This window comes from Pararhizobium antarcticum (assembly GCF_001885585.1).
In the GTDB taxonomy this organism is placed as follows: domain Bacteria; phylum Pseudomonadota; class Alphaproteobacteria; order Rhizobiales; family Rhizobiaceae; genus Pararhizobium; species Pararhizobium antarcticum.
The window spans coordinates 1-19,952 of sequence record NZ_LSRP01000107.1 but is presented as its reverse complement, the minus strand read 5'-3'; the positions used below and the strand labels follow the sequence as shown (position 1 = coordinate 19,952).

21 protein-coding genes, 1 pseudogene, 1 riboswitch and 1 other annotated feature are annotated in these 19,952 nt (G+C 60.4%); of the genes and pseudogenes, 17 read left to right on the top strand and 5 right to left on the bottom strand.

Features of this window, described 5'->3' with window-relative positions; translation table 11 throughout:
• Nucleotides 1–5: 5 nt before the first annotated feature.
• Nucleotides 6–1,145, bottom strand: coding sequence for a glycine cleavage system aminomethyltransferase GcvT (gcvT, locus tag AX760_RS18490; RefSeq protein WP_071834470.1), 1,140 nt, complete (start codon nt 1,143–1,145; stop codon nt 6–8).
• A 142-nt stretch (nt 1,146–1,287) separates the two neighbouring features.
• A riboswitch (glycine riboswitch) is annotated at nt 1,288–1,375 on the bottom strand.
• 164 nt (nt 1,376–1,539) lie between these two features.
• On the opposite strand from gcvT, the gene AX760_RS18485 reads away from it, so the two are divergent.
• Together AX760_RS18485 and AX760_RS18480 are read left to right on the top strand one after the other, a co-directional pair.
• Nucleotides 1,540–1,938 carry a hypothetical protein gene (locus AX760_RS18485; protein WP_071834469.1) on the top strand — a complete coding sequence of 133 codons (399 nt, stop codon included), beginning with the start codon at nt 1,540–1,542 and terminating at the stop codon, nt 1,936–1,938.
• Between the two features lie 101 nt (nt 1,939–2,039).
• On the top strand, nt 2,040–3,050 hold the full coding sequence (locus AX760_RS18480) for a DUF1775 domain-containing protein (RefSeq protein ID WP_071834468.1): 1,011 nt from the start codon (nt 2,040–2,042) through the stop codon (nt 3,048–3,050).
• Nucleotides 3,051–3,111: 61 nt separating this feature from the next.
• Here the strand turns inward: AX760_RS18480 and AX760_RS18475 are convergent, their stop codons facing one another.
• Nucleotides 3,112–3,465 (bottom strand): hypothetical protein, encoded by a 354-nt coding sequence (locus AX760_RS18475; RefSeq protein ID WP_071834467.1) that lies wholly within the window; start codon nt 3,463–3,465, stop codon nt 3,112–3,114.
• Between the two features lie 385 nt (nt 3,466–3,850).
• Between AX760_RS18475 and AX760_RS18470 the strand changes: the two genes are divergently transcribed.
• The 10 genes from AX760_RS18470 (at nt 3,851) to AX760_RS18425 (ending at nt 13,419) form a co-directional block, all read left to right on the top strand.
• Nucleotides 3,851–4,558, top strand: coding sequence for a L,D-transpeptidase (locus tag AX760_RS18470; protein WP_071834622.1), 708 nt, complete (start codon nt 3,851–3,853; stop codon nt 4,556–4,558).
• A gap of 160 nt (nt 4,559–4,718) precedes the next feature.
• Entirely contained in the window at nt 4,719–5,771 is a 1,053-nt protein-coding gene (locus AX760_RS18465; RefSeq protein WP_071834466.1) for a L,D-transpeptidase family protein, read from the top strand.
• Between the two features lie 43 nt (nt 5,772–5,814).
• A complete protein-coding gene (locus tag AX760_RS18460) occupies nt 5,815–6,228 on the top strand; it encodes a VOC family protein (RefSeq protein WP_071834465.1) in 414 nt (137 codons plus the stop codon).
• Between the two features lie 160 nt (nt 6,229–6,388).
• Nucleotides 6,389–7,423 carry a PstS family phosphate ABC transporter substrate-binding protein gene (locus AX760_RS18455; protein ID WP_071834464.1) on the top strand — a complete coding sequence of 345 codons (1,035 nt, stop codon included), beginning with the start codon at nt 6,389–6,391 and terminating at the stop codon, nt 7,421–7,423.
• Between the two features lie 96 nt (nt 7,424–7,519).
• Nucleotides 7,520–9,004 carry a phosphate ABC transporter permease subunit PstC gene (gene pstC, locus AX760_RS18450; RefSeq protein WP_071834463.1) on the top strand — a complete coding sequence of 495 codons (1,485 nt, stop codon included), beginning with the start codon at nt 7,520–7,522 and terminating at the stop codon, nt 9,002–9,004.
• Nucleotides 9,001–10,323 (top strand): phosphate ABC transporter permease PstA, encoded by a 1,323-nt coding sequence (gene pstA / locus AX760_RS18445; protein ID WP_071834462.1) that lies wholly within the window; start codon nt 9,001–9,003, stop codon nt 10,321–10,323. Before pstC ends, pstA begins: the two co-directional genes overlap by 4 nt.
• Before the next feature lie 13 nt (nt 10,324–10,336).
• A complete protein-coding gene (gene pstB / locus AX760_RS18440; RefSeq protein WP_071834461.1) occupies nt 10,337–11,152 on the top strand; it encodes a phosphate ABC transporter ATP-binding protein PstB in 816 nt (271 codons plus the stop codon).
• Nucleotides 11,153–11,225: 73 nt separating this feature from the next.
• Nucleotides 11,226–11,942 (top strand): phosphate signaling complex protein PhoU, encoded by a 717-nt coding sequence (gene phoU, locus AX760_RS18435; protein ID WP_071834621.1) that lies wholly within the window; start codon nt 11,226–11,228, stop codon nt 11,940–11,942.
• Between the two features lie 88 nt (nt 11,943–12,030).
• Nucleotides 12,031–12,717, top strand: a complete 687-nt coding sequence (phoB, locus tag AX760_RS18430) for a phosphate regulon transcriptional regulator PhoB (RefSeq protein WP_071834460.1) — start codon at nt 12,031–12,033, stop codon at nt 12,715–12,717.
• A gap of 15 nt (nt 12,718–12,732) precedes the next feature.
• Nucleotides 12,733–13,419 (top strand): winged helix-turn-helix domain-containing protein, encoded by a 687-nt coding sequence (locus AX760_RS18425; RefSeq protein ID WP_071834459.1) that lies wholly within the window; start codon nt 12,733–12,735, stop codon nt 13,417–13,419.
• A gap of 26 nt (nt 13,420–13,445) precedes the next feature.
• Here AX760_RS18425 and AX760_RS18420 read toward each other — a convergent pair whose 3' ends face one another.
• From AX760_RS18420 to AX760_RS18410, 3 genes are all read right to left on the bottom strand, one after another.
• A complete protein-coding gene (locus AX760_RS18420; protein WP_071834458.1) occupies nt 13,446–14,912 on the bottom strand; it encodes a SulP family inorganic anion transporter in 1,467 nt (488 codons plus the stop codon).
• 68 nt (nt 14,913–14,980) lie between these two features.
• Nucleotides 14,981–15,036, bottom strand: a sequence feature (sul1 is cis-regulatory element that is thought to sense ions involved in sulfur or methionine metabolism; They are found in Alphaproteobacteria).
• Between the two features lie 87 nt (nt 15,037–15,123).
• A complete protein-coding gene (gene arsK / locus AX760_RS18415; RefSeq protein WP_071834457.1) occupies nt 15,124–16,371 on the bottom strand; it encodes an arsenite efflux MFS transporter ArsK in 1,248 nt (415 codons plus the stop codon).
• A complete protein-coding gene (locus AX760_RS18410; RefSeq protein WP_071834620.1) occupies nt 16,368–16,709 on the bottom strand; it encodes an ArsR/SmtB family transcription factor in 342 nt (113 codons plus the stop codon). Before AX760_RS18410 ends, arsK begins: the two co-directional genes overlap by 4 nt.
• 148 nt (nt 16,710–16,857) lie before the next feature.
• Between AX760_RS18410 and AX760_RS18405 the strand changes: the two genes are divergently transcribed.
• From AX760_RS18405 to AX760_RS26315, 5 genes and pseudogenes are all read left to right on the top strand, one after another.
• The gene (locus AX760_RS18405; RefSeq protein ID WP_071834456.1) at nt 16,858–17,190 is read left to right on the top strand and encodes an ArsR/SmtB family transcription factor; all 333 of its coding nucleotides are present in this window, start codon (nt 16,858–16,860) and stop codon (nt 17,188–17,190) included.
• A gap of 16 nt (nt 17,191–17,206) precedes the next feature.
• Entirely contained in the window at nt 17,207–17,734 is a 528-nt protein-coding gene (locus AX760_RS18400; RefSeq protein WP_071834455.1) for an arsenate reductase ArsC, read from the top strand.
• Nucleotides 17,731–18,162, top strand: a complete 432-nt coding sequence (arsC, locus tag AX760_RS18395; RefSeq protein ID WP_071834454.1) for an arsenate reductase (glutaredoxin) — start codon at nt 17,731–17,733, stop codon at nt 18,160–18,162. Before AX760_RS18400 ends, arsC begins: the two co-directional genes overlap by 4 nt.
• Nucleotides 18,163–18,239: 77 nt before the next feature.
• Nucleotides 18,240–19,313, top strand: coding sequence for an ACR3 family arsenite efflux transporter (arsB, locus tag AX760_RS18390; protein ID WP_071834453.1), 1,074 nt, complete (start codon nt 18,240–18,242; stop codon nt 19,311–19,313).
• Between the two features lie 166 nt (nt 19,314–19,479).
• Nucleotides 19,480–19,847: pseudogene (locus AX760_RS26315) on the top strand (endonuclease domain-containing protein).
• The last annotated feature ends 105 nt before the right edge of the window (nt 19,848–19,952 follow it).

Here is a 19,952-nt window from a genome sequence, read left to right as displayed (position 1 = left end):
CCTGGTCAGCGCTTGTAGGTGGGTGTGATGAAGGGCAGGGTGGCGACCACAAGGGCGAGATATTTGCCGCGGACTTCCCCGTAAAGTTTCGTTCCGGCTGAGGCATAGGCCTGATCGACATAGCCCATGGCGACCGGACCATCGACGCTGGGCCCGAAGCCACCGGATGTCACCGTGCCGGCCGGGGTCTTGCCATCGGCATCGGCATAGAGGGTAACGCCGCCACGAACCGGTGCACGGCCTTCCGGTTTCAGTCCGACGCGACGGCGTGATGTTCCGTCCGAAAAGTCTGCCAGGATGCGATCCGCGCCCGGAAATCCGCCGGCGCGGGTGCCACCGGTGCGGCGGACTTTCTGAACTGCCCATTCGAGCGCCGCTTCGACCGGCGTCGTGCCGGTGTCGATGTCATTCCCGTAGAGACAAAGGCCTGCCTCGAGCCGGAGAGAATCGCGGGCGCCAAGACCGATCGGCATGACGTCGGGATGTTCGAGGATCCGGCGCGTCACATCGGGCGCATCGGCGGCGGGGATGGAGATTTCAAAACCGTCTTCACCGGTGTATCCGGAACGGGAGATGATGCAGCGCACATCGTGGAGATCGGCCTCAACCACATCCATGAAGCGCATGGTGGCAACGTCGGCCCAGAGTTCGGCCAGAACAGCCTGGGCGTGCGGCCCCTGCAGCGCAATCAGCGCCCGATCCTGCAGTAATTCGACATCGCAGCTTTCGCTCAGATGCGCCTTCATATGGGCAAAGTCGGCCTCCTTGCAGGAGGCATTGACCACCAGGAACAGATGGTTTCCGCGATTGGCAATCATCAGGTCGTCGAGAATGCCGCCGCTGTCATTGGTGAACAGGCCGTAGCGCTGGCGGCCCTGCGCCAACCCGAGCACATCAACGGGAACAAGGTGTTCAAGGGCGAGAGCCGCATCCTCGATCCGGCCGGATTTCGGGCGGATCGTCACCTGTCCCATATGCGAAACATCGAACAGGCCGGCAGAACTGCGGGTGAACAGGTGTTCCTTCATCACGCCGGCGGGGTATTGCACCGGCATCGCATAACCGGCAAATGGCACCATGCGGGCACCGAGGGACACATGCAGGTCATGCAGCGGCGTCTGCTTCAAGGATGTATGGTCGTTCAATCCGGCCTCCAGGTCTGGTGCGAAGCGCACCGGCTCATGTCTGCAGTGCCTGCGCACTGCGTCTGCGAGCCCCCTCTGTCCGTTTGCCTGAGATTGTTATCCCTTCGGCGCGTGCTTTCGCACGTCTCTCCAGAGTCCTACCGGCACCTTGCTGGTCCTTTGGCCTGAGAGTTTCCGGGGCGGTTGCTCCTTCGGCACCGGCGCAAACCGGATTCTCCCAACAAGATCGATTCCAGATAACGGGCGTTGGCGGTTTTTGGCAAGCGCAAAATGTCGCGCCCAAACAGATTTTTGTCGTCCTCGTCCAAGCGGGCAAACGATCGCTGCTGCGGCAAATCGGCCTTTGCATTTTTCCGGCAAGCGGGCTAACTCACTTTCGGAGACGGGAACGACCATGGCAAAGCGACAGGGGACATTGCAGACGGGGGTGCGCATGCTGGCTGCACTGGCGCTGCTGTTTCTGTCATTTGCCCATCAGCCGGTGACCGCCGGCGTTCTTCCGCCGCAGATTGCCGCTGCCTATGTCCTCCCGGACGGGTCGATTGCCGACATCTGCTTTGGTCTCGACGGCCTCAGCGGCGACCACGGCCATGGTCAACATGATGAGGGTCGTGCGCCGTTTTGCGAAGCCTGCCGCCTTGCGGCCACAGCACTTCTGCCCCCACCGGCCGATACGGGTTCTCTCTTTGTTTCCGAGACAGAAGTTTCTGCCGGAACAGTCTGGATCGACGCGCCTGTCATCGCCTATGCGCGTCTGCTTCCGCCGGCCCAGGGACCTCCCGTGTCCCTCTGATCGCATCAGCACGGCATTTCAAAATTCAGATCATCTGACCGCGACAGCGGCATCAACCAGCGCGCATCAAGACCCTGCGCAGTCTGGTCCGGAGACTTTTCATGACACAGAGACAGCTTCCCTTTCTCGCCGGCGCTTTCCTCCTGGCGGCAACAGGCATGGCGCATGCGCATGCCTCGCTTGAAACCGATACAGCCAGCTCCGAGAGCAGCTTCAAGGTTGTCGTCCAGATCCCGCATGGTTGCGACGGCAAGCCGACGACCGAGGTCCAGGTCAAGCTGCCTGAGGGCTTTGTTTTCGCCAAGCCGCAACCGAAGGCCGGTTGGGAGCTTGAGGTCATCAAGGGCGATTATCAAAAGACCTATGACAATCACGGCAAGCCGGTGAGTGCCGGCCCCCTCGAGATCCGCTGGAAGGGTGGCGACCTTTCAGACGAATACTACGACACGTTCCTGATCAGTGGCCGGATTTCCGGGTTCGACAGGCAGACGACGATCGCCTTTCCGGTGACACAGTTGTGCGGCGCAGACGGCAAGGTCGTCTGGGACCAGATCCCGGCGGACGGTCAGAGCGCCCATGCACTGGAGCATCCGGCACCATCCCTGACCGTGATGCCGACGAATGCCGGATCGGCTCACCACGACCATATGGCTGGAATGACCGGTGCGGCGATGGCGGAGATGGCAGCCATGCCGGTTGGCGACGGGCAGGCTGTGACGGCCGGGGATCTGGAAATTTCGGGCGGTTCCGTCAAGGCCATGCTGCCAGGTGCCAAGGTCGGCGGCGGCGGTTTTGTCGTGCGCAATGATGGTGCGGAGGCCGACCGGCTGATTTCTGTAGAAAGTCCTGCGGCCGGCCACGTCGAACTGCACGAGATGACCATGGAAAACGATGTCATGAAGATGCGCAAGCTCGATGACGGTATCGCGATCCCGGCCGGCGAAACGGTCGAGCTGACAAGCGGTGGCCTGCACCTGATGTTCATGGATGTCGCCAAGCCGTTTGCCGAAGGCGATGCCGTGCCGGTGACACTGACCTTCGAGAAGGCCGGAAAGGTTGTCTATGTCCTGCCGGTGGGCGGCGTCGCGGGGGGCGGGCACAAACACCACTGATCGGTGCGTCGCGTCTGCAGATGCAGTTTTCGACGACCGGCCTGCGCTGCAGGCCGGTTCTCTATGCCAATGGCCAGAGATCTTCGTCGTCCGCCGGGGTTTCAGGCAGGGTGTCGGCGGGTGTTTCTTCCGGTTCTGGTTCGTCCAGCTCGTTTTCCCTGTAGAGGCGCAAGGCTTCCGCGCGGCTCTCCTGGGGCATGCGTCCCTTGGAGTTCATCAGCATGAGCGACAGGGCCGTCGGATTTCGCAGCGCAGCAACGGCGTGATAAACCGCTGCAGCTTCCTGCGCGGGTCGTGTCGAAAGCAGGGTAATGGCCTCGTCCGTCGGACCATCTCCGCGTATCCTTGCCGACGGTTTTACGACTTCGGCCGCATAGGCGGCCGTCGTTGCCGACATGGTGACAATCTGGGTCATGGCTTGTCCGTTCCTTGCCTGCACGCCTCCCGCGCGCCTCATCGGGTGTCGTCCGCTCCTTGTGTTCAAAGCTTACGGCACAGGTTTTTCCGACCGATGAAATTCAATACGGGTCTTTGAATCGAATTTTAGACAATGCTGCTTTTCTTCATGTCGGGGTACACAGCGCCCCGCCTGGCGATCACGATGCGGTGAGCACAGCAGAAAGACGGGGGCTGGTCGGTTTGTTGCGTTGGAAATTGTGGCACTTGTCTGCATAAGGGCAGGGCTGACCCGGTTGAATCGGGATGGCTGCGCAGGTTGACGGCATTTTTCCAAGCCTTGGCCCCGGTGCATCACACGACTTGACGGCGGATTGAACGAGCCCATGACAATTGACGAGACTTTGACACCTGACGAAACCTACTCCCGACGCGGCTTTCTGGGTGTGCTGGCACTTTCGGCCGTCGGTCTTGCGGGCTGCACTTCCACATCACCCGCTATCCGTCGGATAATGCCAGCGCCCGGCGCCTCGCGCCGGCCAATGGGCGCGCCGAGCGACGCCGAACTGGCGGTGATGTACGGCCCGGTTTCGGATGGCGGTTTTCTCATCCCGGCGGTGCCGTACCGGCAGATTGATCCAAGGTATTACCGGCAGCGCGTTGATGACCCGACAGGCGAAGCCCCGGGCACGGTCGTTGTCGATACGCCATCGCGCCTGCTCTATGTCGTCGAGCCCGGCGGTACTGCCATGCGCTATGGCGTCGGCATCGGACGCGACGGCTTTTCCTGGCAGGGCGACGGCATCATTCATTGGCGCCAGACCTGGCCGCGCTGGAAACCACCGAACGAAATGGTCGAGCGCCAGCCGCAACTGGCCCGATATTCGATCGCCAACGGCGGCATGGAACCGGGGCTGAAGAACCCGCTCGGCGCCCGGGCGCTGTATATCTTCCAGAATGGCGAGGACACGCTCTATCGCCTGCACGGCAATCCGGACTGGACGTCGATCGGCAAGGCGGTATCCTCCGGCTGCGTGCGCCTGCTCAACCAGGATGTGATCGATCTTTACACCCGTGTTCCGTCCAAGGCCAAGATCGTCGTGCGGCAGTAGTTTGCCTATCGTCGTGAAACGCGCGGTAGCCATGCGTTTCACGACGCGCACTCAGGCGGTTAACGAAGCGGTAACCGAATATAAGGAATCTGTGCCATAAGACGGCACAGTGTCGACTGATCGACAAAACTTCGTCGCGTTTCTGATCCAAAGAGTGACCATGTACGCTTTTCATGCTCTTCACCGCGCCGTAGACCGGCTTTTCAGCAGTCGCCGCAGGCTTGCCCGGACAGTGGCAGTCGTGGGGCTGGCCTCCGTTCTGTCCGGCTGCATGTCGCTCGAGGATATTTCAGAGGCGCCACCGCAGCTTACGGGCAAGGTCATCGCAGCGATGTCCAAAAAGGGCATGAAGCCGGAAAGCCCGGTTCTGGTGCGCATCTTCAAGCAGGAAAGCGAGCTGGAAGTCTGGAAAGTGGACCGGTCCGGCGCCTATGCGCTTTTCAAGACCTATCCGATCTGCCGCTGGTCCGGAGAGCTCGGGCCGAAAACCAAGGTCGGTGACCGGCGCGCGCCGGAAGGCTTCTATCATGTCTCGAAAGGCATGCTGAATCCGAACTCGCAATTCTACGTCTCCTTCAATCTCGGTTATCCAAACAGGCTTGAATCGGCGCTCGGCTATACCGGCGATGCGTTGATGGTGCATGGCGCCTGCTCGTCCTCCGGCTGCTATGCAATGACCGATCAGGGTGTCGGCGAGATCTACGCGATTGTCGAAAAGGCGCTGTCGAGCGGGCAGGATCGTTTCCAGGTACAGGCCTACCCATTCCGGATGACGGCGGACAAAATGGCAGCGCATCGGGGCGATGTGAACATGTCGTTCTGGCGGACGATGAAAGAAGGCTATGACGCCTTCAACGTCACCCGCCGCCAGCCGAAGGTCTCGGTCTGCGGTGGCCGCTACGTCTTCAATCGGGAATTCGAAGGCGGCGAGCCGACCGATGCGCTGGCGTCATGCCCCCCGGCGATCAACCAGCTGGAGCCGATGGCGATGGCGAGGATTGATGCGGAAGCGCAGAAACTCGATGCTGCCATCACCGGCTCTGTCCCTGCCATGTCGTCGATGACCGCCTATTCCGATGGCGGCATGCATCCGAGCTTCCGTGCCTTGTTGAAGACGCAGGGACCAAAGCGGCTCGCCGCCAGCATTTCCGCGACGAAATATCCGATCAGCCGGCCGGAGGCAGCGCTTGCCGATCCCTTCTCGGGAAAGTAGGCCGACAAGGCTGATTTCAGGACATACGGAAAGGCCTTGTGCGATGACGGACAGGTTTGGGCGCTACAGGTTCGGGCTCGATCATTTTGCGCTGCTTGTCCGCGACGTTGAGGCAAGCCTTGCCTTCTATCGGGACGTGATGGGCTTTGCGCCGATCCAGCGGAGCGGCAGCGCCAATGTTGCATGGCTCGCCATCGGTGGCGGTGATGCGATCCACCTGATCCAGGGCGATTTTGGCGAAACGCAGGTGACGAAGGATGTCCATGTCGCCGTATCGACCGCCGATTTCGATGTTTTTGTCGCTGATATCACCGCCCGTGGCATCGTCTTTACCGATTGGCCCGGCAATCCCGGCGTGATCGGTGTCCACCGCAACGGCTTCCGCCAGATCTACGTGCAGGACCCGGACGAATACTGGATCGAGATCAACGATCACCGCCCGCCGGCATGTGGCTGATATTCGGACGGCCCGGATTAAGCCTCAGCTTCTGGGGCAACTGCCATGCCTCCGGGCGACCGTCGTCTGTGTGAAACAATTCTGTCACAAAACTGTTACGCGCGCCCTCTAAACGGATCACGACGCCAAAGCGTCCATCCGAATTTACGGGAGATAATCCATGAAGAAACTACTTGGAAGCTGCGCACTCGTCGCAATCATGATGGCAACTGCTGGTACTGCCTCGGCTCGCGATCTGGTTCAGGTCGCCGGTTCGTCGACAGTTCTGCCCTACGCCAAGATCGTTGCTGAGACCTTTGGCGAAACGTTCCCGAACTTCAAGACACCGGTTGTTGAATCCGGCGGCTCGTCGGGCGGTCTGAAGGAATTCTGCAAGGGCGTTGGCCCGGACACGATCGACGTCGCCAACTCCTCGCGCAAGATCCGCGCAAGCGAAGTTGAGGCCTGCAAGGCAGCCGGCGTCACGGAAATCCAGGAAATCAAGATCGGCTATGACGGTATCGTTTTCGCAACCGACGCTGGCAATGCCGACCTGAAGCTTGAGCCGAAGGACCTGTATCTGGCCCTGGCTGCCGAACTGGTTGTTGACGGCAAGATCGTTGCAAACCCTTACAAGAAGTGGTCGGAAGTCAACGCCGCTCTGCCGGACGTTGAAATCGCGGCCTACATCCCGGGCGAAAAGCACGGTACCCGTGAAGTGTTTGAAGAAAAAGTTCTCGCTGTAGGCTGCGAAGCAACCGGCGCTGCCGAAGCCCTCAAGGGTCTTGCTGCCGATGAAGACGCTGCAGAAGCCAAGTGCATTGCCGTGCGCAAGGACGGCCTTGCTGTCGACATCGACGGTGACTACACCGAAACGCTGGCCCGCATCGACAGCAACAAGAACGGCATCGGCGTTTTCGGCCTGTCCTTCTATGAAAACAATGCCGACAAGCTCAAGGTCGCGACCATGAGCGGCATTGCTCCTTCGACGGAAACGATTGCTTCCGGCGAGTATCCGGTCTCCCGCCCGCTGTTCTTCTACGTCAAGAAGGCACATCTCGGCGTTATCCCGGGCCTGAAGGAATATGTTGAATTCTTCACGGATGATCAGATGATCGGCCCCGACAGCCCGCTCGCAGCCTATGGTCTCGTTGCAGCTCCGGATGCAGAGCGTGAAGAAATCCGCAAGAGCTTCGAAGCCGGAAACGTCATGTAATCGATCCAAACACGATATCCGGCACGCCATGACGGCGTGCCGGATATTCTTGCGACTACCGCAGTCAATGACTGATCGCGCCGGGGAGAATGGCTCGTGAATACCTCGCTGATTATATTGTTCATTCTAGTTCTGGGCCTGATCGGCTACGTGACCGGACGTACAAGATCCCTGTCGATCTCCGGGGGGAAGCTGTCGGCTTTGCACTCCCGGCCGGTATATTACGGATCGTATGTGGCGATCTGGGCGGTAATCCCGTCACTCATTGTCCTCTTCGTCTGGCTGATCGCCGCGCCGATCTATATTGACAGCCTCATCCGTTCCTCGTTTCCAGACAGCGTTCTCTCCCAGGGCAGCGCCACGACCGAGCTAACCTTGGGCACGACACGCTCCATGGCAGGCGGGATCCTGTTGCTGAGCGCCGAAGAGCTGGAAGCGGCTAAATCCGGCACCGGAAATCTGCGCGAGATCCTCGCCTCGAAGGGTGTGCCGCTCGCAAGCGAGGCACAACCGTTCATGATCGAAGCGGCAGAAAGCTTCAACGCGCTTTCGGCGACGAGCCGTTTGCTGATGACGATCGTTGTGTTCGCCATTGGGGTTCTGGGGGCATTTTTTGCAGTTCGCCGCATCGGCCTGCGTTTCCGCGCCCGAAATCAGGTCGAGCGCGTCATCCTGGCGGGTCTCATCCTTGCGTCTTCCATTGCCATCCTGACCACCGTCGGCATCGTCGGGTCCATGCTGTCGGAGACGACACGCTTTTTCCAGTCGGTTCCAGCCTACAGCTTTTTCTTCGGCACAGTCTGGGATCCGCGCTTTGCTGCTGCTGGTGCAGCCGCAACCGCTGGTCAGTTTGGTCTCATTCCTCTGCTTGCGGGCACACTCTACATCGCGCTCGTCGCAATGCTTTTTGCGGTGCCGGTTGGACTGTTCGCCGCAATCTACATGGCGGAATATGCAAGTCCCGTCGTGCGCGGCACGGCCAAGCCACTGCTCGAAATTCTCGCGGGTATTCCGACGATCGTCTACGGCTTTTTCGCACTGGTCACCGTCGGCCCGTTCCTGCGCGACATCTCGACGGAGCTGAACGGTCTGGTCACCGGCAACTACGTCAATTTCATCCAGGCGCAGAGCGTTCTGACGGCAGGTCTGGTCATGGGCATCATGCTCATTCCGTTTGTCTCGTCCTTGTCGGATGACATCATCACGCAGGTACCGCGGGCCATGCGAGACGGCTCTCTCGGACTGGGGGCTACGCGTTCGGAGACCATCAAACGTGTCATTCTTCCAGCCGCTCTGCCAGGGATTGTCGGCGCGCTGTTGCTGACTGCATCCCGTGCCGTGGGCGAAACTATGATCGTGGTCCTGGCAGCCGGTGTTGCAGCCCGTTTGCAGCTGAACCCCTTCGAGCCAATGACCACTGTGACCGTCAAGATTGTCAACCAGCTGACCGGCGACCTTGAATTTACGTCTCCGCAAACGCTGGTGGCATTTGCACTTGGCATTACGCTCTTTGTGATCACTCTTTTCCTCAACATTTATGCGCTCTACATCGTGCGCAAATACCGGGAACAGTACGAATGACCGACATTTCCTCTTCTGTTTCATCCGGCATCGCCGGTGCGCCACGTGCCTATCGTGATATTGGCATCAAGCGTCGTTATGCTGCCGAAAGACGCTTCAGGATCTATGGAATTAGCGCAATCCTGATCGGCCTTTTCTTTCTTTTCACCCTGCTTTGGACCGTATTTTCGAACGGCTACACGGCCTTTGTCCAGACGACAATCACACTGCCGATCGAGTTTTCCGAGCAGACGATCGATCCGGATGCGGAACGCACAACGGACCCATCGGTCCTTCTTTCGGCAAACTATCCCGTGCTTGTGCGCAATGCGATGATCAAGATCCTGAACATCGACCCCGCCAATCGCGCGCTCGTCAAGCGTGCAACGGATATGATCTCGCCGAGTGCCCGCATCCAGTTGCGCGACGTGGTGATGGCGGATCCGTCCGTGATCGGCAAGACGGTGAATGTCGCCTTGCTGGCCGAAGCGAATGTAGACTCGGCCAACAAGGGCCAGGTCGATCTGACGGTCGACGAAGCGCGTCGCAAAATTAACAATCAGCAGCTGACCTGGATGGATCAGTTGCGGGAATCAGGTGTGATGACGAAGGAGTTCAACTCCGGACTGTTCACGTCTGGCGCATCGAGCCGGCCTGAAGCCTCCGGCGTTGGCGTCGCGGCACTCGGCTCTCTCTACATGATGCTGATCGTCGTCGTGCTGTCTCTGCCGATCGGTGTCGCAGCCTCCATCTACCTCGAAGAGTTTGCGCCAAAGAATAGATTTACCGACCTTATCGAGGTCAACATCAACAATCTTGCGGCTGTGCCATCCATCGTCTTCGGTCTGCTAGGACTGGCAATTTTCATCAATTTTGCCGGGATGCCGCGGTCGGCAGCCCTGGTCGGCGGCCTTGTGCTGACGTTGATGACGCTTCCGACCATCATCATCGCAACCCGCGCTGCCCTCAAGGCTGTCCCACCATCCATCCGCGCCGCGGCCCTGGGTCTCGGGGCTTCGAAGATGCAGACTATCTTCCACCATGTCCTGCCGCTGGCGGCGCCGGGAATTCTGACCGGTACCATTATCGGCGTGGCCCAGGCTCTCGGCGAGACCGCGCCCTTGATCCTGATTGGCATGGTCGCCTTCGTCGTCGATTATCCGGGCTCGCCCATGGAACCTTCGACGGCACTGCCGGTGCAGATCTATATGTGGGCGAACGAGGCTGAACGTGCATTCGTGGAACGGACGTCCGGAGCCATCATCATTCTGCTGGCCTTCCTGATTGTCATGAACCTTGGCGCAATTCTCTTGCGGAGACGCTTCGAGCGTCGCTGGTAGTGGGGTATAGAACATGAATATGATGTCAGAGGCAGCAGTTGAAAAGGCGCTGGACAAGAAGATGAATGACGTTTCCTTCAAGATGATTGGCAAGGACGTTTCGGTTTACTACGGCGCAAAGCGGGCGCTTTTCGATGTGAACCTGAATGTCCGGCAGAACACGGTCACCGCGCTGATCGGTCCATCCGGCTGCGGCAAGTCGACGTTCCTGCGTTGCCTCAACCGCATGAACGACACGATCGACAGCTGCCGGGTGACCGGCAAGATCACGCTCGACGATGGCGATATCTATGATCCGTCGATCGACGTTGTCGAACTGCGGGCCCGCGTCGGCATGGTTTTCCAGAAGCCGAACCCGTTCCCAAAATCGATCTATGAAAACGTCGCCTACGGGCCGCGCATTCACGGTCTCGCCCGCAACAAGGCGGAGATGGACCAGATTGTTGAAACGAGCCTGCAGAGGGCCGGTCTCTGGAACGAGGCCAAGGATCGCCTGCAGGAGCCTGGCACCGGTCTGTCCGGCGGTCAGCAACAGCGCCTTTGCATCGCCCGCGCGGTTGCCGTCAGCCCGGAAGTGATTTTGATGGACGAGCCGTGCTCGGCGCTTGACCCGATCGCGACGGCCAAGGTCGAGGAGTTGATCCACGAACTGCGCGCCAATTTCACGATCGTCATCGTAACGCATTCGATGCAGCAGGCGGCGCGTGTGTCGCAGCGCACCGCGATGTTCCATCTCGGCAATCTCGTCGAGGAAAACGACACCGACAAGATGTTCACCAATCCGGACGACCAGCGTACGCAGGACTACATCATGGGCCGCTTCGGCTGAGGATTGTCGCACCGCTTTCCCGTTGCGGCGGGACGGCGGCTTTCCAACCCGGATTGTGATCAAGGAAAAAAACATGTCTACGCACATTGCTTCCGTCTATGACGAAGATCTGAAGTATCTGACCCGGCGCATCTCGGAGATGGGCGGCCTTGCCGAACAGATGGTGGCCGAATCGGTTCGCGCGCTCGTCAATTCCGATCTCGCACTGGCGCAAAAAGTCATCTCCGACGACGTCATCCTGGATGATGCCGAACGCCAGATCGGCGAAAAAGCCATCATCACGATTGCACGGCGCCAGCCGATGGCAGCTGACCTGCGCGAAATCATGGGTTCGATCCGCATTGCGGCCGACCTGGAACGGGTGGGCGACCTGGGAAAGAACAATGCCAAGCGTGTGATCGCTGTTGCCAATGCCAGCCTGCCGCGCCAGCTTTCGCGCGGATTGGAGCATCTGGCCGAGCTTGCGCTTGTCCAGCTCAAGGAAGTGCTCGACGTCTACGCCTCGCGCTCTGTGGAAAAAGCCAACAGCATCCGCGAACGCGACAGCGAGATCGACGCGATCTACACGTCGCTGTTCCGCGAATTGTTGACCTACATGATGGAAGATCCGCGCAACATCACGCCGTGCACGCATCTTCTGTTCTGCGCCAAGAACATTGAACGCATTGGCGACCACGCTACCAACATCGCCGAGACGATCTACTATATGGCAACCGGCGCGCAGCCCGTTGGCGATCGCCCGAAGGACGACAGTGCCAACACGGTCGGTGCACTGGAAAGCAGCACGTAGCGTCTTCTGAAGACGACGACAGACTGTCTGGTCATAAATCACCGGGCGAGGGCAGGGTCCTCGCTCCGGCGTAAGGAGTTGATACCGCATGCTGCCAAGAATTGCCGTTGTCGAAGACGAGGAGGCGCTCAGCGTTCTCCTGCGTTATAATCTCGAGGCCGAAGGTTTTGAAGTCGATACGATCAATCGTGGCGACGAAGCGGAAATGCGCCTTCAGGAACGCCTGCCCGACCTGCTTATCCTGGACTGGATGTTGCCGGGCGTGTCGGGCATCGAACTGTGCCGCCGGCTGCGCCAGCGTCCGGAGACCGAACGCCTGCCGATCATCATGCTGACGGCACGCGGGGAAGAGAGCGAACGGGTGCGCGGCCTGGCCACAGGCGCCGACGACTATGTCGTCAAGCCCTTTTCCACACCGGAACTGATGGCCCGCGTCAAGGCCATGCTGCGCCGCGCCAAGCCTGAAGTCCTGTCCTCCGTCCTGCGCTGCGGCGACATCGAACTGGATCGCGAAACCCACCGAGTCCATCGCAAGAGCCGGGAAGTCCGGCTTGGGCCGACCGAGTTCCGCCTGCTGGAATTTCTCATGGCCTCACCGGGCCGCGTCTATTCGCGCTCCCAGTTACTGGACGGCGTTTGGGGGCACGACATCTATGTCGACGAGCGGACGGTGGACGTACATGTCGGTCGCCTGAGGAAGGCGTTGAATTTTTCCAACATGCAGGATGTCATCCGCACCGTGCGGGGCGCAGGTTATTCGATGGAAGGCCAGTAAAGGGAACGCGGCACGATGGGAGCAAGTGTGGTCGTCGCGGATGGCGACGAGACGTTGCGTGTCCTGTTGCAGAGGGCGCTCGCGGTTGAGGGGTTTGCCGTAACGCTGCTTTCCAGTGCCGCAGAGGTTGACCGTCGCCTGGGGATCGGCGTGCCCGACGTGCTGGTGTTAAACAGCGTGCTTGCGGGCATGTCCGGCATCGACATGTGCCACGCATTGCGAACGACAGCAGCGACGCATCGTCTTCCGATCATATTGCTCGTTGCCGGTGACGACCTCGACGCGGCCCGCGCCGGTCTGACTGCGGGTGCTGATGACTGCATCACCAAACCTTTCAGCGCGCTGGAGCTTGTCGCGCGTGTGAAAAACCTGCTGCGGCGGGTCAATCCGGCGCTGCTCGACCCGATGATCAAGGTCGGCGACATCGTGCTTGACCGCCAAGCCCACCGCGTCCATCGCAGGAAAAAAGAGGTCCGGCTGGGTCCGACGGAGTTCAAGCTGCTCGAATTCCTGATGCGCGCGCCGGGCAGGGTCTATTCCCGCTCCGAGATCCGGCTGTCCCTGTGGGGTGATGACGCCACAGTGGACGAGCGCGCCGTTGACGTGCACATCAACCGCCTGCGAAAAGGCATCGGCCTTGGCAAGACCGACACCGTCATCCGCACCGTGCGCGGCGCCGGCTATGCGCTCGGCGATCGCTGACAGCAACGACCGGATCGACAGAAGGCTTAGACTTCCTTCAGCTTGGTCGACCCGTCCAGGCTGCCGATCAGCGTTGAACTCGCCTGATTGAGCCCGACAACCTCGACGGCCGTGCCATGCCCCTCGAACCGCTGCACGACCCTGTCGAGGGCCGCGACAGCCGTGATGTCCCAGAAATGGGCATCGGTCACATCGATGCGCACCGCCATGCCGTTTTCCGCACCGATATCGAAGGCCTCGATGAAGATGTCTGCGGAGGCGAAGAAAACCTGACCGGTGACACGATAGAGCATGCGGCCGGCGGCGCTGTCGACATCCGTCTCCACCTTCAAGAGGCTGGAAACCTTGAATGTGAAGAAAACGCCGCTCAGCAGAACGCCGACGGTAACGCCCAGCGCCAGGTTGGAGCTTGCGATCGTCACGAGGACTGTCACGACCATCACGGCACTCGACATTTTCGGGTGAACGACCACGGCCTTCAATGACGACCAGTCGAAGGTGTCGATTGAGACCATGACCATGATGGCCAGCAGGGCGGCGACGGGGACCTGGGAAACCCAAGGCTTCAGCACGACCATCAGGATCAGCAGCAAGGCGCCGGCAAACAGGGTGGAAAGCCGCCCGCGTCCGCCATATTTCACGTTGCTGACCGTCTGGCCGATCATGCCGCAACCGGCGATCCCGCCGAACAGGCTGGCTGTTGCATTGGCGATGCCGAGGCCTGTGCACTCCCTGTTCTTGGAGCTTTGCGTGCCGGTGAGGTCATCGACGACGCTCGCCGTCATCATCGATTCGAGCAGGCCGACCATGGCGATGGCCAGCGCCGGTCCGGCAATGATGGCCAGGGTCTCAATCGTCAGCGGCACGGACGGCCATGCAAACATCGGAAGCGAATCCGGCAGTTTTCCGAGATCGGCAATCGTCATGACGGGGAGCTGCAGGGTTATCGTCGCGACCGTCAGAACGAGGATGCAGATCAGCGGCGAGGGGATCGCCGTGGTGATCCTCGGCACCAGGTAAATGATCGCAAGGCCGCAAGCCAGCATGCCGTAGGCAAGCCCGTCTCCCCCGAGGATATGCGGCAATTGCGCTGCAAAAATGAGGATGGCGAGCGCGTTAACAAAGCCTGTGCGGACCGATTTGGACACGAAGCGCATGAGGACGCCCAGACGCAGCAGACCGAAAACAATCTGGAACAGACCGGCGAGCAATCCTGCGGCGAAAAGATAAGGCAGCCCGTGGCTATGGACGAGCGGCGCAGCCACCAGCGCGACGGATCCGGCCGCAGCCGAGATCATTGCGGGACGCCCGCCGGTGAAGGCGATGACAATGCCGATGACGAAGGACGCGAACAGGCCGACCTGCGGATCGACGCCGGCGACGAACGAGAAGGCGATGACTTCCGGGATCAGAGCAAACGTCGCGACGGCGCCGGCGAGCATTTCGCGCATGGGATTGGCTGACCAATCCCGACGGAGAGACGAAAAATACATGGTGTGAGTTCTCGCAAAGCATGAAAGGCGCGCGCTGTGGTGCTTTCGCCGGGGGCATGCAGGTTTTGCGTGGTCTGGCGGATCGGCGGCCAGAAGAGCCACCCGGAATTTCACCGGGTCCGTGGTGATGGCAGTCTTATAAACCGCATTTTTGCTGCGTTGCAATGCAAAATATGAGGACCTTAGGCAGTTGAAGCCCCTCAGGACAGAATCACGCCTCGTACTCTGCGGGTCCAGACGAGGGCGATCGGGGACGGACCGACCTGCCTTTCAGAACCGCAATCCCGGTGAAGGCCGCAACGGCAAGGGCTGCGGCCAGGATGCCGGCTGTCAGCGCCAGATCCAGCCCCCAGGATTGCATCATCAGCGCAAAGGCGAACGGGGCAGCCGCTGTCGAAAATTGCCTTGAGGCCGTAACCCAGCCAAGCCGGGCGCCATAGCCTTTTTTTCCGAACAATTCGAGGGGCAGCGTTCCGCCGACAATGCTGGCAAGGCCGGAGCCCAGCCCGAACAGGACTGCAAAGACGATGACACCGGGGATCCACGAACCGGACAGCAGCAGAACGCAAAGGGCCGAGACGAGGAGGCCTGCGGAAATGACGGCCAGCATCAACTGCGACAGTCGCCCGCCAAACATCATGTTGAGCAAGCGGCTTGCGACTTGCGATGGTCCGAACAGGGTCGAGACCATCAGTCCGGCGGTGCCGAGCCCAAGGGCGGTGATCATCGGCACCATGTGCACCAGGATCGAGGCGAGGACGAAGCCTTCGATGCAGAAGGCGAAAAGCATGATCAGGAAAATCGTGCGCCCTGCATCCGCGCTCGCGGGTGGCGCTATGGGCGGCCCCTCCGCCAAGACGCCAGGCGCAAGCGGCTCCGCGGTCCGGGCAGGCGGCAGCCGTCTCACCCAGAGATGGATGGGAAGGCAGACGAGAATATTGAGGGCGGCAAAGATGAGGTAGAGGCTGCGCCATGAGAGATGATCGTGCAGCGCTGCGGTCAAGGGCCAGAACAGCGTGGAGGCGAAGCCGGCGATCAAAGTGAGATGGGTTATGCTTCGGCGCGCCATGGCGCCGCCGACCTGAACGAGGGCTGCAAATGCCGTGCTGTAGAGGACAAAGATCGACGCGATCTGCATGGCGACCAGTGCACTGCCGAGCACAAGAATGTTCGGGGCCATTGCGGCCAGCGCCAGAGCCAGTCCGGCGGCCAATGATCCCGGCGCCATCAGGCGGCCGGCACCGTAGCGATCGGCCCAGCCGCCCGCCTTGGGGGCGAAAAATGCGCCGATCAGGAGGGCGAGGGACAGAAGGCCGAAGATCTGCTCTACCGGCACGGAAAACTCCCGCGCCATATCCGGCGCGAGAATGCTGAAGGCGTAGTAGAGCGTGCCATAGCCGATGATCTGGGTGGCGCCGAGCGCCCAGATCAGCCGCCCGGGCGCGGATGTCTGGGTCATTCCGCGTGTTTCCCTGGTTCTGTCTTTGCCGGTACCTGTCGTTCGTCGCATCTCCCGTCGGCGCAGCATTCGTCGACGAGATAGCCGATGAGGGCGTTCATCGCCTTATAGTTCGCTCTCGAGATCAGCGTTGTTCCATGGCGTTCCTGCGTGACGAGGCCCGCCTCGATGAGTTTTTTGCAGTGGTGCGACAAGGTCGAGCCAGGAATGTCCAGTGACTGCTGCAGCCGACCCACCGGCAACCCGTCGATACCGGCGCGGACCAGCATCCGGTAGATCCGAAGCCGTGTCGGATTGCCAAGCGAATCCATTTGTGATGCTGCTATTTCTATATTCATGGAAATATCGGTATCGCCGGTCAAGCCGCGCGTCAAGCCACGATCGCTGATGAAGCCCTGTCAGATGGCCTGCGTTGGCGGCCCGCTCTTCGCGGCGAAAATACAGCTGCACCATTGACCCAGTCGATATTTCCAGTATTCTCGACATATGGAACAGGAAGATGCAATTCTCGCTTTGGCAGCACTCGCGCAATCGACCCGGCTGGAAACATTCCGGCTTCTGGTCCGTCATTCCCCCGACGGCCTGCCGGCCGGGGAGATCGCCCGGGCGCTCGCCATTCCGCACAACACGATGTCGACCCATCTCAACATCCTGTCGCGGGTCGGGCTGCTGTCGGCCGAACGGCGCAGCCGGGTGATTGTCTATCGGGCCGACGTGCCGCGCCTGCGCGAATTGATGCTTTACCTGATCAAGGATTGCTGCGGCGGAAACGCGGATTTCTGCGCGCCGCTGATCGCCGAACTCGAACCATGCTGTTAAAACAGGAGCGGTCACGATGACCAAGACGACCTTCAACGTGATGTTTCTCTGCACGGGAAATTCCGCACGATCGATTATTGCCGAAAGCGTTCTGCGCAAGGATGGCGCCGGCAAGTTCAATGCATTCTCGGCAGGCAGCTATCCGAAAGGCGAGGTCAATCCCTTCGCCCTCGAAACGCTTGTTGGCCACAACTACCCCGTCGAGGGGCTGCGCTCGAAGAGCTGGGATGAGTTTGCAACGGCAGGTTCGCCGGCGCTCGATTTCGTTTTCACGGTTTGCGACAATGCCGCCGGCGAGGCCTGCCCGGTCTGGCCGGGACAGCCGATGACGGCCCATTGGGGCGTTGAGGATCCTGCCGATGTCCAAGGCACCGATGCCGAAAAGCGCGTCGCCTTTGCGACCACGCTGCGCTACATGAAGCTTCGCATCGCCGCCTTCGCAGCCTTGCCCGTCGAGAGCCTCGAGCGCCTCAGCCTGACGGCCAAGCTTCGCGATATCGGCCAGATGGAAGGCACCACCAACCGGAGGCCGGACGTCGCATGAACAGCCCGGCCGATATCGTCATCTATCACAACCCCGACTGTGGAACCTCGCGCAACACGCTGGCGATGATCCGCAATGCAGGCATCGAGCCGCATGTCGTCGAGTATCTGAAAACCCCGCCCAGCCGGGCCCTGCTGGCGCAACTGATCGCGCGCATGGGCACCGGTGCCCGCGACCTCCTTCGCGAAAAGGGCACACCCTTTGCCGAGCTCGGTCTCGGCAACACGGATCTTGACGATGCGGCACTTCTCGATGCGATGATGGAACACCCGATCCTTATCAACCGGCCAATCGTCGTCTCGCCGCTCGGCGTCCGGCTGTGCCGGCCGTCGGAAGTCGTGCTCGATCTGCTGCCGAGCGCGCAGCAGGGGGCGTTTTCGAAAGAAGACGGCGAGAGCGTCGTCGACGAGGCTGGCCGTCGGGTCTGATCACACCACCGTTCAATGATATCCGGCTTTCCGCCTCCGAACGGGCGGAAGCAGACCTTTTATGCAAGGAACCCGCCATGCAGCCCGCAGAGCCGTCCATTCGCCTGTCCTTTCTCGACCGCTACCTGACGGTCTGGATCTTTGCCGCCATGGCGCTTGGTGTGGCGCTCGGCAGCCTGTTCGAGGGGTTTCCCGCCGCCTTGAACAGCCTGTCGGTCGGCAGCACCAATATTCCGATCGCCATCGGCCTGATCCTGATGATGTATCCACCGCTTGCCAAGGTTCGGTATGAGGAGCTGCATCTGGTCTTTGCCGACAAGCGCATTCTGGCAATCTCGCTCGTGCAGAACTGGATCATCGGGCCGACGCTGATGTTCGGGCTGGCCGTGCTCTTCCTGCGCGATTATCCCGAATACATGACCGGCCTGATCCTCATCGGCCTTGCCCGCTGCATTGCCATGGTGCTGGTCTGGAACCAGCTGGCGCGCGGCGACAACCAGTATGTCGCCGGCCTCGTCGCCTTCAATTCGATCTTCCAGATCCTGTTCTTCAGCGTCTATGCCTGGTTCTTCCTGACATTCCTGCCGCCACTGTTCGGTCTTGAGGGCAGCGTCATCGACGTCTCGTTCTGGACAATCGCGGAGGCCGTGCTGATCTATCTCGGCATCCCCTTTGTAGCCGGCTATCTGTCGCGGCGCATCCTGACGGCAACGAAGGGCAGGGACTGGTACGAGGGTGTCTTCCTGCCGGCGATCGGCCCGATCACGCTGGCCGCGTTGCTGTTCACCATCGTCGCCATGTTCAGCCTCAAGGGCGGCGATGTCGTGCGCCTGCCGTTCGATGTCGTGATGATCGCCATTCCGCTGACGATCTACTTCCTGATCATGTTCTTCGTCAGCTTCCTCATGGCAAAATCGGTCGGCACGAACTATCCGCGCTCGACGGCTGTTGCCTTCACGGCGGCCGGCAACAATTTCGAACTGGCCATCGCGGTTGCCATCGCCGCCTTTGGGCTTGCGTCCCCCGTCGCCTTCGCCGCCGTCATCGGCCCGCTGGTCGAGGTGCCGGTGCTGATCATCCTCGTGCAGTTCGCACTCTGGATGGGACGGCGGTATTTCCCGACGGACAATCGGCGCGCACCGGCGGCGTAATGGCGGATACGACCAGAGTGGATGCAAAATCAGCATTTCGCTTTGGTCATGTCCTGTAAATCGCAGGTGAAGGGATTTTTGCTACAGTGCGCGAAACACCCGGAGCCGCCCATGCGCCACAGGCCGCCGCCGATCAATCGCAGCCGCGCCCGCGCCATGCGGGCGGATGCGACGCTTGGCGAAAACCCGCTGGCAGGCCCTGCGTAACAGCCAACTCGAAGGCCATAAATTTCGCCGGCAGGTGCCGCTTCATAGCTGCATTCTCGACGTCGTCTGTTTTGAAGCGCGGCTGATCGTCGAGGTGATGGCTTCCAGCATGCCGAAAGTCCGCGCGATCTCGCCCGCGATGTATTCTTTCAAGCGAAAGGTTTTCGTGTGCTGCGCTTCTGGAACGACGACATCATCAAAAACCTCGATGGCGTCTGCCTGACGATTTTGGCTGAACTCAAGGATACCGGCGAATGGGAGCTTTACCTCTCCCCTTGTGGGAGAGGATACAAAATCAACATCTTAGTGTCCGTCCGGAGACTTTGAGAATCGGCGGAATCGGTTAGCGGACTTCGGTTTGCGGGTTGTGCGCGGTTGTGATTCCTTTTGTGCTTTCGAATCACGAAAGGAAGCTGCGATGTGGACGATCGA